This is a genomic window from Methylobacterium sp. 142-1Y, assembly GCF_057747795.1.
In genome coordinates, this window is sequence record NZ_CM173224.1 from 1,204,226 (window position 1) to 1,220,084 (window position 15,859).

Annotated in this window: 12 protein-coding genes; 6 read left to right on the forward strand and 6 right to left on the reverse strand. The window is 70.2% G+C overall.

Annotation, left to right across the window (positions count from 1 at the left end):
- Positions 1–7: 7 nt before the first annotated feature.
- The 3 genes from AC3AOF_RS05690 to AC3AOF_RS05700 all read left to right on the forward strand — a co-directional run bounded on the left by AC3AOF_RS05690 (position 8) and on the right by AC3AOF_RS05700 (position 2,418).
- Positions 8–805, forward strand: a complete 798-nt coding sequence (locus AC3AOF_RS05690; RefSeq protein ID WP_236991695.1) for a helix-turn-helix transcriptional regulator — start codon at positions 8–10, stop codon at positions 803–805.
- 263 nt (positions 806–1,068) lie between these two features.
- A protein-coding gene (locus AC3AOF_RS05695) for an IS5 family transposase (RefSeq protein WP_442919232.1) occupies positions 1,069–1,910 on the forward strand; the annotation gives its coding sequence in 2 pieces (ribosomal slippage) (positions 1,069–1,459 and positions 1,459–1,910; 843 coding nt in all).
- An 82-nt stretch (positions 1,911–1,992) separates the two neighbouring features.
- Positions 1,993–2,418, forward strand: a complete 426-nt coding sequence (locus AC3AOF_RS05700; RefSeq protein WP_236991693.1) for an ACT domain-containing protein — start codon at positions 1,993–1,995, stop codon at positions 2,416–2,418.
- 77 nt (positions 2,419–2,495) lie between these two features.
- On the opposite strand, the gene AC3AOF_RS05705 is transcribed toward AC3AOF_RS05700, so the two are convergent.
- Positions 2,496–3,551 carry a DMT family transporter gene (locus AC3AOF_RS05705; RefSeq protein ID WP_488347918.1) on the reverse strand — a complete coding sequence of 352 codons (1,056 nt, stop codon included), beginning with the start codon at positions 3,549–3,551 and terminating at the stop codon, positions 2,496–2,498.
- A 26-nt stretch (positions 3,552–3,577) separates the two neighbouring features.
- Positions 3,578–4,273: a hypothetical protein gene (locus AC3AOF_RS05710; RefSeq protein WP_488347919.1), complete on the reverse strand. Its 696-nt coding sequence runs from the start codon at positions 4,271–4,273 to the stop codon at positions 3,578–3,580.
- Positions 4,274–4,725: 452 nt separating this feature from the next.
- Here AC3AOF_RS05710 and AC3AOF_RS05715 point away from each other — a divergent pair, with 452 nt between their 5' ends.
- The 3 genes from AC3AOF_RS05715 to AC3AOF_RS05725 are packed head-to-tail and all read left to right on the forward strand — an operon-like array spanning position 4,726 to position 9,625.
- Positions 4,726–5,550, forward strand: coding sequence for an FAD binding domain-containing protein (locus AC3AOF_RS05715; RefSeq protein ID WP_488347920.1), 825 nt, complete (start codon positions 4,726–4,728; stop codon positions 5,548–5,550).
- Positions 5,551–5,561: 11 nt separating this feature from the next.
- The gene (locus AC3AOF_RS05720; RefSeq protein WP_488348963.1) at positions 5,562–8,294 is read left to right on the forward strand and encodes a molybdopterin-dependent oxidoreductase; all 2,733 of its coding nucleotides are present in this window, start codon (positions 5,562–5,564) and stop codon (positions 8,292–8,294) included.
- A complete protein-coding gene (locus AC3AOF_RS05725; protein WP_236991688.1) occupies positions 8,285–9,625 on the forward strand; it encodes an NCS2 family permease in 1,341 nt (446 codons plus the stop codon). Before AC3AOF_RS05720 ends, AC3AOF_RS05725 begins: the two co-directional genes overlap by 10 nt.
- Before the next feature lie 229 nt (positions 9,626–9,854).
- Here the strand turns inward: AC3AOF_RS05725 and lexA are convergent, their stop codons facing one another.
- The 4 genes from lexA to AC3AOF_RS05745 all read right to left on the reverse strand — a co-directional run bounded on the left by lexA (position 9,855) and on the right by AC3AOF_RS05745 (position 15,722).
- Positions 9,855–10,598: a transcriptional repressor LexA gene (lexA, locus tag AC3AOF_RS05730; protein WP_488347921.1), complete on the reverse strand. Its 744-nt coding sequence runs from the start codon at positions 10,596–10,598 to the stop codon at positions 9,855–9,857.
- 219 nt (positions 10,599–10,817) lie between these two features.
- The gene (uvrB, locus tag AC3AOF_RS05735) at positions 10,818–13,592 is read right to left on the reverse strand and encodes an excinuclease ABC subunit UvrB (protein WP_488347922.1); all 2,775 of its coding nucleotides are present in this window, start codon (positions 13,590–13,592) and stop codon (positions 10,818–10,820) included.
- Positions 13,593–13,680: 88 nt separating this feature from the next.
- A complete protein-coding gene (locus tag AC3AOF_RS05740) occupies positions 13,681–14,748 on the reverse strand; it encodes a PAS domain-containing protein (protein WP_236991685.1) in 1,068 nt (355 codons plus the stop codon).
- On the reverse strand, positions 14,745–15,722 hold the full coding sequence (locus AC3AOF_RS05745) for a LysR family transcriptional regulator (RefSeq protein ID WP_236991684.1): 978 nt from the start codon (positions 15,720–15,722) through the stop codon (positions 14,745–14,747). Before AC3AOF_RS05745 ends, AC3AOF_RS05740 begins: the two co-directional genes overlap by 4 nt.
- Positions 15,723–15,859 lie beyond the last annotated feature (137 nt).

The window sequence follows — 15,859 nt, forward strand, 5'->3', positions numbered from 1 at the left end:
TCCTGGTATGTCCGGCACCCGCATGACCCTGCCCGTCGACCAGCGGCGCCTCCTCGGTGCCTTCCTGCGCGCCCGCCGCGAGGCGCTGGCGCCCGCCGCGATCGGGCAGCCGACCGGCCGTCGGCGCACGCCCGGCCTGCGGCGCGAGGAGGTGGCGCAGCTCAGCGGGCTGAGCACGACCTGGTACACCTGGGTCGAGCAGGGGCGCGACATCGCCCTGTCGGCTCAAGCGCTCGCCCGGCTGGCGGAGGCGCTTCGCCTCAACCCGGCGGAGCGCGCCTACCTGTTCGAGCTGACCCGGCGGCGCGACCCCGCCGCGCCCGTCGCCGCGCCGGTGCCGGACGCCGCGCCGCCCGAGTTGCTGGATGCGCTTCATGCCCTGTCGGCGCCGGCCTATCTCCTCGACCGGCTCTGGCAGGCGCGCGGCTGGAACGCGGCCGCAGGCCGCCTGTTCGCCCCCTGGTTCGACAGCGGCGAGCCCTGCCTGCTGCGGTTCGTGTTCCTGCACGCGGCGGCGCGCCGCTTCATCGAGGACTGGGAGAACCGCGCCCGCCGTCTGCTCGCCGAGTTCCGGGCCGATACCGGGCACAACCCGGACGATCCCGCGATGGACGCCCTCGTCCGCGACCTGCGCCGGCGCAGTGCCGAGTTCACGACGTTCTGGAACGAGCATGCGGTGCTGGCGCGGGAAGGGGGTCTGCGGACATTCGACCACCCGCAGGACGGCATCCTGCGCTACGAACAGGTCACCTTCGTTCCCGCGAGCCAGCCGGATCACAAGCTGGTCGTGCTGTTACCGCGGTAGCCCGAGAACCGCTGAGGCGCGCGGCCGATTGATATGCCGGGGACAAAACCCGACCAGCATGACCAAGCGGAAGACCGTGTGCACCCCCCAGTGGACGGCGGATGATGATTGCGTTCTGCGAAGATTTCCCCTAGCGGGGCCGCATGAGTCTTACCCGTCCGACGATGATCGTTCGACGCCGACGCCGCCTTAGAGTCTGTCCGGGAAGAATTTGTTTTTTCGGAGCGCGTTGCGGTTCGCGCCGACAGGCGTATGCTTGAGCGATGTGGACGCCTGAGAACCGCCAGCGGTACGACCGCAGCAAGCTTCGCTATCCCACTGATTTGACGGATGAGGAATGGGCGCTTGTTGCTCCCCTTCTCCCACCGGCTCGACGCGGGGGAAACAAACGAACGGTTGATCTGCGCGAGGTGGTCAACGGCTTGATGTATGTCCTTGGAACGGGGTGCCAATGGCGCGCTATCCCAAAAGATCTACCGCCTCGCTCGACGGTGCATGGCTACTTCGATTTATGGGATTACGACGGAACTCTCCTGCGCATCCATCACACCCTCTACGTTCTCTGCCGCGAACAGGCAGGACGTGAGGCCAGCCCAACGGCAGCGATCATTGACAGCCAGAGCGTCAAGAGCGCGGAAAAAGGGGGCGCACGATCGACCCGTCCGGCTATGATGCGGGCAAGAAGATCAAAGGCAAGAAGCGCCATCTCCTCGTCGATACGCAAGGTCTGCTGATGCATGCTCTGGTGCATCCGGCCGACGTGCAGGATCGTGATGGCGGCGTATGGGTCATGGCGACGCTGTTTAGTCTCTACCCGTTCCTGCTGAAGCTGTATGCAGATGGCGGCTACCAGGGGCCGGTGTTCCGGGAGGCGTTGGAACGGGTCTGCCGGTCTGTGACGGTGGAAATCGTCAAGCGGTCGGATCAGGCGGTCGGGTTCGAGGTCCTGCCCAAGCGCTGGATCGTGGAGCGGACGATTGGTTGGCTCAATCGCTGCCGGCGGCTGGCGAAGGATTGGGAGTGCCGCACCCGCAAGGCGCTGGCTTTCCTGCGCCTTGCTTCCATCCGCATCATGCTCAGAAAACTCTGCCAACAATCAGCATGATCCCGGACAGACACTTAGGCCCTAGGCGGGCCCTCACGCGCGGATGGCCCGCCACCACATACCGTTGTTGATTGGATCACGAATGATCAACCATATTGTCCGTGAGCGCAATGCCATGATCGCCGCCATGAAGCCTGAGCTTGACGAAGGCACCTACTTCTTCTGCTCGACCAGAGATAGCCTTATCATCGAGAGATGCGCAGGAAAGGCCCTCATGATCTTCGTCGAGAAGGAGGGAGTGACGCTTCTTCTCAAACGAACCGACGCCGAGGCGCATGGGTTCGGCACCCATCTACCGATGAGCCGAATCGTGCTTGAAGTTTTTTCCGCTTTGGACGGCGTTGGGCTGACCGCGGCAGTGGCCTCAACGCTCGCCGACGAGGGTATTTCTTGCAACGTCGTAGCGGCCTATCACCACGATCATGTCTTTGTCCCTCAAGAGAGCGCGGAAGCAGCGCTCAACGCACTCAAGTCGAGGCAGCAACAGGCCAAGAACGAAGTCGACTAGACAACATTTGTGAACCACCCCCAACAGCCCTTTACCCAGTCAAGCTGTGGGCTCTACCCTTTAAGGGCAGAGCCCCCTCAACCCGCAAAATCCCGTGACAGCCCCAGCGCCACCGGCCTGTGCAACCGATGGACCTCCGGGCGGGCAAGCCGCACCGGCCCCCCATCGCGCCCGCGCATCCAGGCCCCGACCCAGGCCGGCATCCGCGTCGCGTGCCCCCGCCGCATCAAGGTCTCGTGCCACAGGAGCAGGGCGCCGGCCGCCACCACGATCACGCCGCCGATGACGAGGTGCGAATTCGGGACCTCGCCGAAGGCGAGGTAGCCGAGCCCCATGCCCCAGACCAGCATCAGGTAGTAGAACGGCGACACCGCGGTGGCCGGCGCCGCGGCGAGGGCCCGGGTCCAGAGATATTGCGCGCCGACATTCGAGGCGCCGAGCAGCCCGAACAGGACGGCGTCCGTCCCGCCCGGCCAGCGGAAGCCGAAGACCAGCAGCAGCGAATGGGCCGCCGCCATCACGGCCATCTGCCAGATCAGCAGGGTCGAGGCCTTCTCGGTCTTGGCCATGCCGCGCACCGCCACCGTGACGGTGCCGTACATCACGGCGTTGCCCAGCGCGAACAACGCCCCGACCTGGAGCGAATCGGCGCCCGGATTGGTCACCACCAGCACGCCGAGGAAGCCCACCAGCAGCACGCCCCAGCGCACCGGGTCCGACGCCTCCTTGTGCCAGAGGATCGCGACCACGGCCGCGAAGAGCGGCGCCGAGAAGCCGATCGCCGTGACGCCGGCGAGCGGCATCAGCCCGAGGGCGAGCACCGTCAGCGTCTGGGAGATCGCCTGCGACAGCCCGCGGCCGAGATGGGCGCCGGGCCGCTTCGTGCGGAACACCCCGAGCCCCGTCACCGGCAGCATCACGGCGCCGACCAGCCCGAAGGCGATCGAGGAGCGCAGGAACATCACCTCGCCGACCGGGTAATGGGCGACGAGGTGCTTGGAGAACGCGTTCGACAGGGTCAGCAGCACAGTCGCGCCGATCATCAGCGCGATGCCGAGAGGGATGTTGTCGGCCGGGCGTGCGGCCTCCACCGGCGGCCGAACGGCCGCCGACGCGCGAGCGGCGCTCTGCATGACGATCTCCGGGGCAGTCAGGCGGGTCAGGCGGCCGGTCCGGCCTCCGGCGCGGCGGTGATGAACCAGGGCTTCACCCCGACGCCGCGCCGCAACGAGTACATGTAGAAGATCGGCATGGTCGCCGGGAACAGGTCGCGGAACTCGCTGCCGTTGAAGGTGACGAACACCGCTTCCGGGAAGGCCGCCGCCACGGCGCGCTTCTCGACCATGTTCATGCGGTGATAGTCGAGGGCGCCCTGCTCGGTGGAGCCCTCGCCGCGATACCACTTGGCCGCGCAGGCGATCAGGCTCGCCAGGATCGCGCCGGAGGGCTCCTCCTCGGGCGTGTCCGCCCCGATCTCCCGGGCGAAGGCGACGACGTCGCTGAGCCGGGTGCTGGCGAAGCCGCGGGCTTGCGCTGCGGCATCGATGGCGCCGAAATAGGCATCCGCCGCCTCGGCCGGGTGCCCGTTCAGCGCCGCATGGGTGTCGGTGAAGATCAGCCGGAAGATTGCGCCCGGCGCATGGGCCTGGCGCACCCGCTCGGCGAGCTGGCCGAGATAGTCGAGGCAGGCGAGATCCGGCGCGGCGATCTCGGTCCGCGGGCCCTTGCCCCAGTACAGCACGAATTCGAGCGGCCGCCCGTCCCGCATCGCCGCCTCGACCGCCGGCACCAGCCGCTCGGGATTGCCGGGTTGCTCACGCTTGAACGCCCAGGTGTTGAACGACTTGATGATCAACTCTGGATTGATTTTTCCGGCGGATTTTCCGCCTTTCTGGATTTTATTCCGCGCCGACCCGAAGTCGAGCGGCAGCGGCGCAGCTTCAAGAACGCCAACGTCGCTGGGATAGGCCGATTGCATGTCCTTCACCCCTGTCTCGCTTCGCAACGTAAAGCCGCAAGTAAACTTTTCTAGCTTCCACGCGACGACGACCCGCTCATCGTCCCGTGGCGCGCGATAAAGGGGTTAACGACTTACTAAAGTCAATCGAGAATCAACGGCGAGTTAATTCGATCACAGCGAAATTCAGCATTTTACGCGCGCGGCGGATCGGGGCGGGATAGCCCATGCGGGAGAGGCGGAGAGGGGCTCCGCGCGCCTTGCGCCGCCGCCGCTTTGGACGCGATCTTGCCTTGATGGAGCGGCGTCCCCGTCCGGGGCGCGCAGGCGGGAGGCGCGCGAGACGGCTCATGGACCTCGACAGCATCACGGAGGTGGTGGCGCCCCGCAGCCGCGCCGCCCTGCCGGCCTGGCGGCCCGGAGATTCCTGGCTCGCCGGCGGGACCTGGCTCTTCTCCGAGCCGCAGGAGGGGATAGGCCGGCTGGTCGATCTGCCGTCCCTCGGCTGGGAGCCCCATGCGGTGACGGAGCAGGGCCTCACGCTCGCCGCGACCTGCACCATCGCGGCCCTCGACCGGATCGAACTGCCGGCCCCTTACGCCGCAGCACCCCTGATCGGCCTTTGCTGCCGGGCGCTCCTCGGCTCGTTCAAGGTCTGGAACGCCGCGACCGTCGGCGGCAACGTCTGCCTGGCGCTCCCCGCCGGGCCGATGATCGCGCTCGCGGTCGCCCTCGACGGCATCGGCCTGATCTGGACGCCGGAAGGCGGCGAGAGAACCTTGCCCATCCGCGACCTGGTGCGCGGGCCGCAAGACACGGCGCTCGAAACCGGCGAGATCCTGCGGGAGATCACCCTGCCGGCGGCGGCCTTGTGCCGTCGCGCTGCCTTCCGGCGCCTGTCCTTGAGCCCCAACGGCCGCTCCGGGGCGCTGACCATCGCCACCCTGGACGCCTCGGGCGCCTTCGCCCTCACGGTGACGGCGGCGACGCGGCGCCCGGTCAGGATCGACCTGGGCAGCCTGCCGGAGGCCGGGGAACTGGCGGCGGCCCTCGCCGCCGCGATCCCGGACGGGCTCTGGTACGACGACGTCCACGGTGCGCCGGACTGGCGCCGCCACGTCACCGGGCTTCTGGCCGAGGAGGCCCGGGCCGAGCTCGCGGGAGGCGGCGCATGAAACCGGCGAGCGTGAGATTGACGGTCAACGGAACGGTCCACGAGGCCGCGCCCCGCGCCGGGCAGTGCCTGCGCACGTTCTTGCGCGAACTCGGCTGGTTCGGGGTCAAGAAGGGCTGCGACGCCGGCGATTGCGGCGCCTGCACGGTGCATGTCGACGGCGAGCCGCTGCATGCCTGCCTGGTGCCGGCCTTCCGGGCGGCGGACCGGAGCATCACCACGATCGAGGGGCTGGCCGGCCCCTGCGCGCCGGGGGACGGCGTGCCCGGCACCCTCCACCCGGTCCAGGCGGCCTTCGTCGCCGCGCAAGGCTTCCAGTGCGGCTTCTGCACCTCCGGGATGGTGATGACGGCCGCCGCCCTCGACCAGGGCCAGCGGCGGGACCTGCCGGCGGCGCTGAAGGGCAATCTCTGCCGCTGCACCGGCTACCGGTCGATCGCCGACGCGATCGAAGGCCTCGACGGCCAAGTCCCGGCGCCCTGCCCGGCCCCCCGCGAGCACAGCCCGCCGGCTCCCGCCAGCGCCGCCATCGTCAGCGGCCGGGCGCGCTACACCCTCGACCTCACTGTTGCCGGCGCCCTGCATCTCAAGGTGCTGCGCTCGCCCCACGCCCATGCGCGGGTGCTGCGCATCGACGCGGCGGCCGCGCTCGCCCTGCCCGGGGTGGTGCGGGTGCTGACCCACGCGGACGCACCGGACCGGCTCTTCTCCACCGCCCGGCACCAGAACCCCGCCGACGATGCCAGCGACACGCGGGTGCTCGATTCGGTGATGCGCTTCGTCGGCCAGCGCGTCGCGGCGGTGGTCGCCGAGAGCGAGGCGGCGGCGGAGGCCGGCTGCCGGGCGCTCGTCGTCGACTACGAGGTGCTGCCGGCCTGCCTCGATCCCGAGCAGGCGCTGGAGCCCGACGCACCGCTCGTCCACGGCCTGCGCCCCACAGGCGAGGACGCGCCGCCGCTCCATCCCCATCCCAACCTCGCCGCCGAGGCGCATGGCGAGATCGGCGACGTGGCGGCCGGCCTTGCCGCGGCGGACGTGGTGCACGAGGGCACCTACCGCTCGCAGCGGATCCAGCACGCGCATCTGGAAACCCATGCGGCGATCGGCTGGCGCGATCCCGATGGACGCCTCGTCATCCGCTCCAGCACCCAGGTGCCGTTCCTCACCCGCGACGCGCTCTGCGCCTTGTTCGATCTCCCGCGCGATGCGGTCCGGGTCGAGTGCGGCCGCGTCGGCGGCGGCTTCGGCGGCAAGCAGGAGATGCTGACCGAGGATCTGGTGGCGCTCGCGGTGCTCGCCACCGGCCGGCCGGTGCGCTGGGAATTGACCCGCACCGAGCAGTTCACCGCCACCACCACCCGCCACCCGATGCGGGTGCGGGTGCGCCTCGGCGCGCGGGCCGACGGCACCCTGACGGCGATCGACCTCCAGGTGCTGTCGAATACCGGCGCCTACGGCAACCATGCCGGCGGCGTGCTGCATCACGGCTGCAACGAGGTGATCGCGGTCTATCGCTGCGCCAACAAGCGGGTCGCGGGCTATGCCGTCCACACTCACACCCTGCCGGCGGGGGCATTCCGCGGCTACGGGTTGAGCCAGACCATCTTCGCGGTCGAATCCGCCATGGACGAGCTCGCTCGCGCCTTGACGCTCGATCCGTTCGAGCTGCGGCGGCGCAACGTGGTGCGGCCCGGCGACCCGATGGTCTCGACGAGCCTCGAACCGCACGACGTGCAATACGGCAGCTACGGCCTCGACCAATGCCTCGACGCGGTGTCGGCGGCCCTGGCCGAGCCCCCTCCCCCCGCCCCGCCGGGCTGGCGCACGGGCTCCGGCATGGCGCTGTCGATGATCGACACCATCCCGCCGCGGGGCCACTTCGCCGAGGCCCGGATCGCGCTCGGCGAGGACGGGGCCTACGCCTTGCGCGTCGGCACGGTCGAGTTCGGCAACGGCACCTCGACGGTTCATGGCCAGATCGCCGCCGAGGCCTTGAGCACCACCCCGGACCGGATCGCCCTGCGCCAGGGCGACAGCGACGCGGTCGGGCACGATACCGGCGCCTATGGCAGCACCGGCATCGTGGTGGCGGGCCAGGCGACCTTGCGGGCCGCGCAAGGCCTGGCCGACATCCTGCGCCGGCGCGCCGCCGCCCGGTTCGGGCTCGATCCCGCCGCCTGCCGCCTCGACGGCGACGCGGTCACGGCGGGAGAGGCGCGGGTCCCCCTCGCCGATCTCGGCCCGGCGGAGGCGATCGGCCATGCCGACGGCAGCCCGCGCTCGGTGGCGTTCAACGTCCAGGGCTTCCAGGTCGCGGTGCATCCGGGAACCGGCGAACTGCGCATCCTGCGGAGCGTCCACGCCGCCGATGCGGGCCGGGTGATGAACCCGGCGCAGTGCCGCGGCCAGGTCGAGGGCGGCGTCGCCCAGGCGCTCGGCGCGGCGCTCTACGAGGACCTGGCGATCGACGGCGAGGGCCGGGTCGCGACCCCGTCCTTCCGCACCTACCACATCCCGGCCATCGCCGACGTGCCCCGCACCGAGGTGATCTTCGCCGCCACCCACGACGCGGTCGGGCCGCTCGGCGCCAAGTCGATGAGCGAGAGCCCGTTCAACCCCGTCGCGGCGGCTCTGGCCAACGCCATCCGGGACGCGACCGGCGCGCGGCTGACCGCGACGCCCTTCGCGCCCGACCGGATCTACCGACAGATCAGAGAGAGCGACGAGGAGCAGCGATGGACATGAAGCGCGACGCCGGCCTGACCCGGCCCCCGGGTTTCCTGGAGCGCACCTTCGCGCTCTCGGCCCACGGCACCACCGTGCGCACGGAGCTGCTCGCCGGGCTCACCACCTTCCTGACGATGGCCTACATCGTCTTCGTCAATCCCAACATCCTGGGCGATGCCGGGATGCCCAAGGGGGCGGTGTTCGTCGCGACCTGCCTCGTCGCGGCGATCGGCTCCCTGGTGATGGCGTTCTACGCCAACTACCCGATCGCGCTGGCGCCGGGCATGGGGCTCAACGCCTACTTCGCCTATGTGGTGGTGCTCCAGATGGGCTACACCTGGCAGGCGGCGCTCGGCGCGGTGTTCATCTCCGGCCTGTGCTTCATGGTCGTCACGCTGACGGGGCTGCGACGGATCATCGTCGAGGGCATTCCCCGCTCGATGCGCATCGCGATCACGGTCGGCATCGGGCTCTTCCTCGCGATCATCGCGCTGAAGAGCGCCGGCGTGGTGACGGCGAGCCCCGCGACCTTCGTGACGCTGGGCGACCTGCACAAGCCGAGCACGGTGCTGGCGGTGCTGGGCTTCCTGATCGTCGCGGTGCTCTCGGTGCGCAAGGTGCGCGGCGCGCTGCTTGCCGGCATCCTGACCGTGACGGCGTTGAGCTTCATCGTCGCCGACAACACCTTCCAGGGTGTGGCCTCGCTGCCGCCCTCGATCGCCCCGACCCTGTTCGCCCTCGACATCAAGGGCGCGCTGTCGGGCGGCCTGCTCAACGTGATCCTGGTGTTCTTCCTCGTCGAATTGTTCGATGCCACCGGCACGCTGATGGGCGTCGCCAACCGGGCGGGGCTGCTGACCGAGGGCAAGATGGAGCGCCTCGACAAGGCGTTGATGGCGGATTCCTCGTCGATCTTCGTCGGCTCGCTGCTCGGCACGTCGAGCACGACCGCCTATCTCGAGAGCGCGTCCGGCGTCGAGGAGGGCGGGCGCACCGGGCTCACCGCCGCCACGGTGGCGGTTTTGTTCCTGGCCTGCCTGTTCTTCGCGCCCCTCGCCGGCTCGGTCCCGGCCTATGCCACGGCGCCGGCCCTGTTCTACGTCGCCTGCCTGATGCTGCACGAGCTGGTCGATCTCGACTGGGACGACCTGACCGAGGTGCTGCCGGCCTGCGTCACGGCGCTGCTGATGCCCTTCACCTACTCGATCGCCAACGGCGTCGCCTTCGGCTTCATCACCTACGCGGTGATCAAGCTGCTCACCGGGCGGTTCCGGGACGTGAAGCCGGTGGTGTGGGTGATCGCCGCGGTGTTCCTGTTCAAGTTCGTGGCGACCGGCAGCGCGCACTGACGAGCGCGACGCCCTGAACCCTCCCCCCTCTGCGGGGGAGGGTGGCCTGCGGAGCAGGCCGGGAGAGGGGAACCACGCTTCCGGAGAGGTCGCGACCATAGTGACGGACGCCACCTGGATCAGCGTCGCGCTGCCCCTCTCGGCGGGACTTCGTCCCGCTGCGCTCACTCCGTTCGCCACCCTCCCCCGCAGAGGGGGGGAGGGTTCCCGCGCTTGACTGAAAGCCCCTTCAGTACTTCCGGACCAGGCTCACCAGCCGGCCCTGGATCCGCACCCGGTCGGGCCCGAGCACGCGGGTCTCGTAGGCCGGGTTGGCGGCCTCGAGCGCGATCGAGGAGCCGCGGCGGCGCAGGCGCTTGAGCGTGGCCTCCTCGTCGTCGATCAGCGCGACGATGATGTCGCCGGTATTGGCGGTCTCCTGGCGGCGGATCACCACCAGGTCGCCGTCGAGGATGCCGGCCTCGATCATCGAATCGCCGCGCACCTCCAGGGCGTAATGCTCGCCGCTGGCCAGGAAGTCCGGCGACATCGCCACCGTGCGGCTCTGGCTCTGGATCGCCGAGATCGGCGTACCGGCGGCGATCCGGCCCATCACCGGCACGCTGACCGAGTGGCCGTTCTCGTCCGACGCCGTCGCCATCGCGGGGATACCGGCCTGCCGCTTCGGCTCGTGAGCGCGCCCGCCCTCGACCACGCTGGGATTGAACCGCACCACCTCGGCCCCGGCGGCCGGTGCGGCCTGCGCCGGTCCCGTCACCGTGTCGGGCAGGCGGATCACCTCGATCGCCCGGGCCCGGTTCGGCAGGCGGCGCAGGAAGCCCCGCTCCTCCAGGGCCGTGATCAGGCGGTGGATGCCCGATTTCGACTTGAGATCGAGGGCGTCCTTCATCTCGTCGAAGGACGGGGGCACGCCCGTCTCGCGCATTCTCTGCTGAATGAAGCGGAGCAGGTCCAACTGCTTACGCGTGAGCATGTGACACTCTCATCCCCGCGCTGCCGCGCTCCGGAAACAAATCGCGAACATGGTAAGCGTTCCGCAAGTGTTCCGCAAGCGGCTTCGAAAAAGCGGCGCGAGGGCGCAGCAACCGGGGTGATAGACGGGGATGTCACGGGTCGATCGGACGATGAGGCACGTTCCGCGCGGGGTTCGACCGGCGCGGGACTGTCCGCCGCGCCGGTCCGGGCCTGCGCCTCAGCCCCGCCCCTTGCGGCCCTTGTATTTCGGCTTCTGACCAGGAAACCCTTGCGTCGAGCGGCCGGTCGGGCGCTCGGCGTAGGTGAACGGCACCTCGCGGTCGGTGCCCGGGCCCATGTCGTCGAGGTCGGGCTGGCGGATGCGGGTGCCTTCGTCCGAGACGCCCTTGCCGCCCGGACCGTAGCCGAGCGGTTCCGCACCCCGGCGCTTGCGCTTGGCGCCGAAGCGGCCGGCCTCGCGCTCGACATCGGCCTGCTCGGCCATCGGGTCGTCGGCGATGGCGAGTTCGGTCGCCTGGAGGCGCTTGAGCTCGTCGCGAAGCCGCGCCGCCTCCTCGAAGTCGAGATCGGCGGCGGCCGCCCGCATCCTTTTCTCGAGGTCGGCCATCACCGCCTTGAGGTTGTGGCCGACCGTGACGGCGGATTTCGCCAGCCCCGTATCGACCTGGACGTGGTCGCGCTCGTAGACGCTCTCCAGGATGTCGGAGATGTTGCGCTTCACGCTCTGGGGCGTGATGCCGTGCTCCTCGTTATAGGCGAGCTGCTTCTTGCGCCGGCGCTCGGTCTCGGCCATCGCCCGCTCCATCGAGCCGGTGATGTGGTCGGCGTAGAGGATGCAGCGGGCGTCGGCGTTGCGGGCGGCCCGCCCGATGGTCTGGATCAGCGAGGTCTCGGAGCGCAGGAAGCCTTCCTTGTCGGCGTCGAGGATGCCGACGAGGGCGCATTCCGGGATGTCGAGGCCCTCGCGCAGGAGGTTGATGCCGATCAGAACGTCGAAGGCGCCGAGCCGCAGGTCGCGGATGATCTCGATCCGCTCCAGCGTGTCGATGTCGGAATGCATGTAGCGCACCCGCACGCCGTTCTCGTGCAGGTACTCGGTCAGGTCCTCGGCCATGCGCTTGGTCAGCGTCGTCACCAGCGTGCGGTAGCCGGCGGCCGCCACCTCCTTCACCTCGCCGAGCAGGTCGTCGACCTGCGAGCGGGCCGGGCGTACCTCGATCACCGGATCGACGAGGCCGGTCGGGCGGATGACCTGCTCGGCGAAGACGCCGCCGGTCTGCTCCAGCTCCCACTTCGCCGGCGTCGCCGAGACGTGGATCGATTGCGGGCGCATCGCGTCCCATTCCTCGAACCGCAAGGGGCGGTTGTCGAGGCAGGAGGGCAGCCGGAAGCCGTACTCGGCGAGCGTCGCCTTGCGGCGGAAGTCGCCCCGGTACATGCCGCCGATCTGCGAGACCGTGACGTGGCTCTCGTCGGTGAAGACCAGGGCGTTGTCGGGCAGGTACTCGAACAGGGTCGGTGGCGGCTCGCCGGGCTTGCGGCCGGTGAGGTAGCGCGAATAGTTCTCGATGCCGTTGCAGGCGCCGGTTGCCTCGATCATCTCGAGGTCGAAGGTGCAGCGCTGCTCCAGGCGCTGGGCCTCGATCAGCCGGCCCATCCGGGTCAGCTCCTCGACCCGCCACTTCAGCTCGTCCTTGATGCCCTTGACCGCCTGCTGGAGGGTCGGGCGCGGCGTCACGTAGTGGCTGTTGGCGTAGACCTTGACGAACTTGAGCGTGTTGAGGGTCTTGCCGGTGAGCGGATCGAACTCGGAGATCGACTCGATCTCGTCGCCGAACAGGCCGATGCGCCAGCCGCGATCCTCCAAGTGGGCCGGCCACAGCTCGATCACGTCGCCCCGCACCCGGAAGGTGCCGCGCGCGAAGTCGGACTGGATGCGCTTGTATTGCAGGGCCACGAGGTCGGCGACGAGCTGGCGCTGCTCGATCTTCTCGCCGAGGCTGACGGTGAACGACATCGCCGTATAGGTCTCGACCGAGCCGATGCCGTAGATGCACGAGACCGAGGCGACGATGATGACGTCGTCGCGCTCCAGCAGCGCCCGGGTCGCCGAGTGGCGCATCCGGTCGATCTGCTCGTTGATCGACGATTCCTTCTCGATGAAGGTGTCGGAGCGCGCGACGTAGGCCTCGGGCTGGTAATAGTCGTAGTAGGAAACGAAATATTCGACGGCGTTGTCGGGGAAGAAGCTCTTGAACTCGCCGTAGAGCTGCGCCGCCAGGGTCTTGTTGGGGGCGAGGATCAGGGCCGGGCGCTGGGTCTCCTCGATGACCTTGGCCATCGTGAAGGTTTTTCCCGAGCCCGTCACGCCGAGGAGCACCTGGTCGCGCTCCTGGCCCTGGATGCCGGCCACCAGCTCGGCGATGGCGCGGGGCTGGTCGCCGGCCGGGGTGAACTCGGAATTCAGCCGGAACGGGACGCCGCCCTCGGATTTCTGCGGCCGCTCGGGCCGGTGAGGGCGCCACAGCTCGCCGTTCTTGAACAGCGGGTTGCCCTCGGTGAGGAGCTTGGTCAGGGCGTCGACCGTCGCCGAGACGCCCTCGGCGGCAAGCGACCCGCGCTCCTCCACCGCCTCGCCGTCCGGCTCGCGCAGGCCCAGCGCCTGGGCCAGCGCCGGCTCGACGTCGGCGGCGTCGCCATGGGCGAAGGCGGCCTGCGGCGCCTCGCCGAAGCCCTCCGGGGTCGCCCCCTCTCGCTGCCTGGCCTTGTGCCCGGCCTTGCGGGCGGGCTCCGGAGAGGGCTCGGTCGCGACCGCGGCTTTGCGCGGGCGGCCGCGCTTCGGCGGTTCGGGCGGCGGCGGCGGCGCGACGGCGGGCAGGCGGTCGCGGTTCAGCGCCGGGTTCAGCAGCTCGGCGAGGAACGGGTCGAGCGGCTTCAACTCGGGCTTCGAGGCCTTGCCGGTCGACAGGCGGGGCTTCTTCGGGGCGGGCATACCCCCGATATGGCAAGCCATGCCGGGGCCGGAAAGGGCCCGCATCACCGCAGCCCGCGCACCGCCCCTCGAATCGGAGGAGCCTGGATCACCGCACCTTGGCGACCGCGATCGTGTCGCCCTCGACGAGCAGGAAGCCGATACCGGCCCGGCGCAGGGCCTCGACCGCGGCGTGGCGGCTGCGGGCCGCCGGCCCCTCGCTCCCGTCCTCCAGGCGCCGGATGGTCGAGAGCGAGAGGCCGCTGGCCTCGGCGAGGTCGGCCATCGACCAGTCGAGCAGGCCGCGGGCGGCGCGCAGATGCGCGCCCTGGACGGCCTGTTCCAGGCCGCGCCGCGCCAGCCCGGTCGGCACCGGCCGGATCCCGTCGACCCGCGAATTCAGGCTGGCCCAGGTCTCGATCCGCCCTTCGGCGTCGCGCACCGGGACGAACACGCCCCGGAACCAGCCGCTCTCGCCGTCGGCCAGGGCCAGGGGGTTCTCGGCCACGAAGGGCAGCCCGGTCCGGATCCGCGCCAGGATGGTGTCGTAGGCTCTCGAGCGCTCCTGCGGCACCAGGATCCGGGTCCAGTCGTCGTGGAAGTCCTGCTGGGTCAGGCCGGTGAGGGTCAGGAGTTCGCGCGAGGCGATGCGGAACGTGTCCGAGTAGGGCGAGGCGTGCATCCAGGCCTGCGCCTGCTCGAACAGGGCCCGTCGGCGACGCTGCTCCTCGCGGTGCAGCAGGGCCAGGCGCTCGGTATCGGTCACGTCCAGCACCACCCCGGCCACCGCGCGCGGTCGCCCGTCCGGGGTGAAATAGGCCGTGCCGCGATTGGCCAGCACCCGCAGCGACCCGTCCGGCCGGATCACCCGGACCGTGTGGTCGTTGAAGGCCCCATCCCGCATCACCTGGGCGTTGTTCTCGATCGCCGGCCGGTCCTCCGGATGGACGAGGCTCAGGAACAGGTCGTAATCCGGCCGCACCGCACCGGGCTCGAAGCCGAGCAGCCGGAACAGGCCCGGGGACCAGCAATGCTCGTCCGTGGCGAAGGTCCAGGTCCAGCTGCCGGTCAGTCCGTGCGCCTCGACGAGGCGGAGGAAATCCTGGTCCGGGACGGTCGGCGGGCAGGCCGGGACGGGACCGGCCGGCAGGCCGTGCGGCGGCACGCGCCGGCTCATGACAGCCTCGCGGGCACCGGGCCGGCCTCCGGCCACGGGGTGTCGCACATCCCGGGCAGCGGATCGTCGGCTCCGAGCGGGGCGGGCAGGTCGCGGTCCCAGGGCGGATCGGCGAAACGGGCCGCCACGAACGCGACCAGGGCCCGGACCTTGGCGGGCGGGCGGCGCCGCGAGGGCATGACCGCGTGGATCGGCAGGGATGGGATGGCACCGAGATCGAGCGCCAGCAGGCTGCCGCAGCGGAGCGCCTCGCCGACCAGGAAGGTCGGCTGGTAGATCACCCCGAGCCCGGCGGCGGCGGCGGCCACCAGGGCGGCACCGTTCGAGGCGCGCAAGCTCCCCGCGACCGCGACCGTGGCGCCCTCGAAGCGCCAGCCGTCGCTGCTCGCCAGGGTGTAGCCGAGGCAGTTATGGGCGGAGAGGTCCTCGGGGCGCCGTGGCCGGCCTCTTGCCGCCAGGTAGGACGGCGCGGCGCAGACCCGCATCCGGCACGGGGCGAGCGCCCGGGCGACCAGGCTCGAATCGCGCAGGTGGCCGATCCGCAGGGCGAGATCCCAGCCCTCCTCGATCAGGTCGACCGGCCGGTCGTTGAGGCCGAGCTCGACGGTCAGCGACGGGTGGGCCTGCCCGAACTCCGCGAGGGCGGGGGCGACCTGCAGCACCCCGAACGAGACCGGCACGTTGAGCCGTAGGGTGCCGCGGGGCTCCGCCGCCTCGGCCCCGGCCGCCGCCTCGGCCTCGTCGATCTCGGCGAGGATGCGCTCGCAGGCCTCCAGGTAGTGCCGGCCGGCCTCGGTCAGGGTCAGGCGGCGGGTGGTGCGGTGCAGAAGCCGGGCACCGAGCCGGTCCTCGAGGGCGGCGACGTGCTTGGTCACCCCGCTCTGCGACAGGCCGAGCGCCCGCGCGGCGGCCGAGAAGCTGCCGGCGGCGGCGACGCGCACGAAGATCTGCATTCCGGTCAGCCGGTCGGGCACGGCTCGGTCTCACTCTGGACGTGTGAAGTGATGCTACGGGATGCCGGATTTCCGGACATTCTCAAAGGGTGCAATCTGCGCAAGCCGCACGGACGGCCTGCAAGTGGCGGACCGCACGGGGCGGGCCGCCGGAGGAG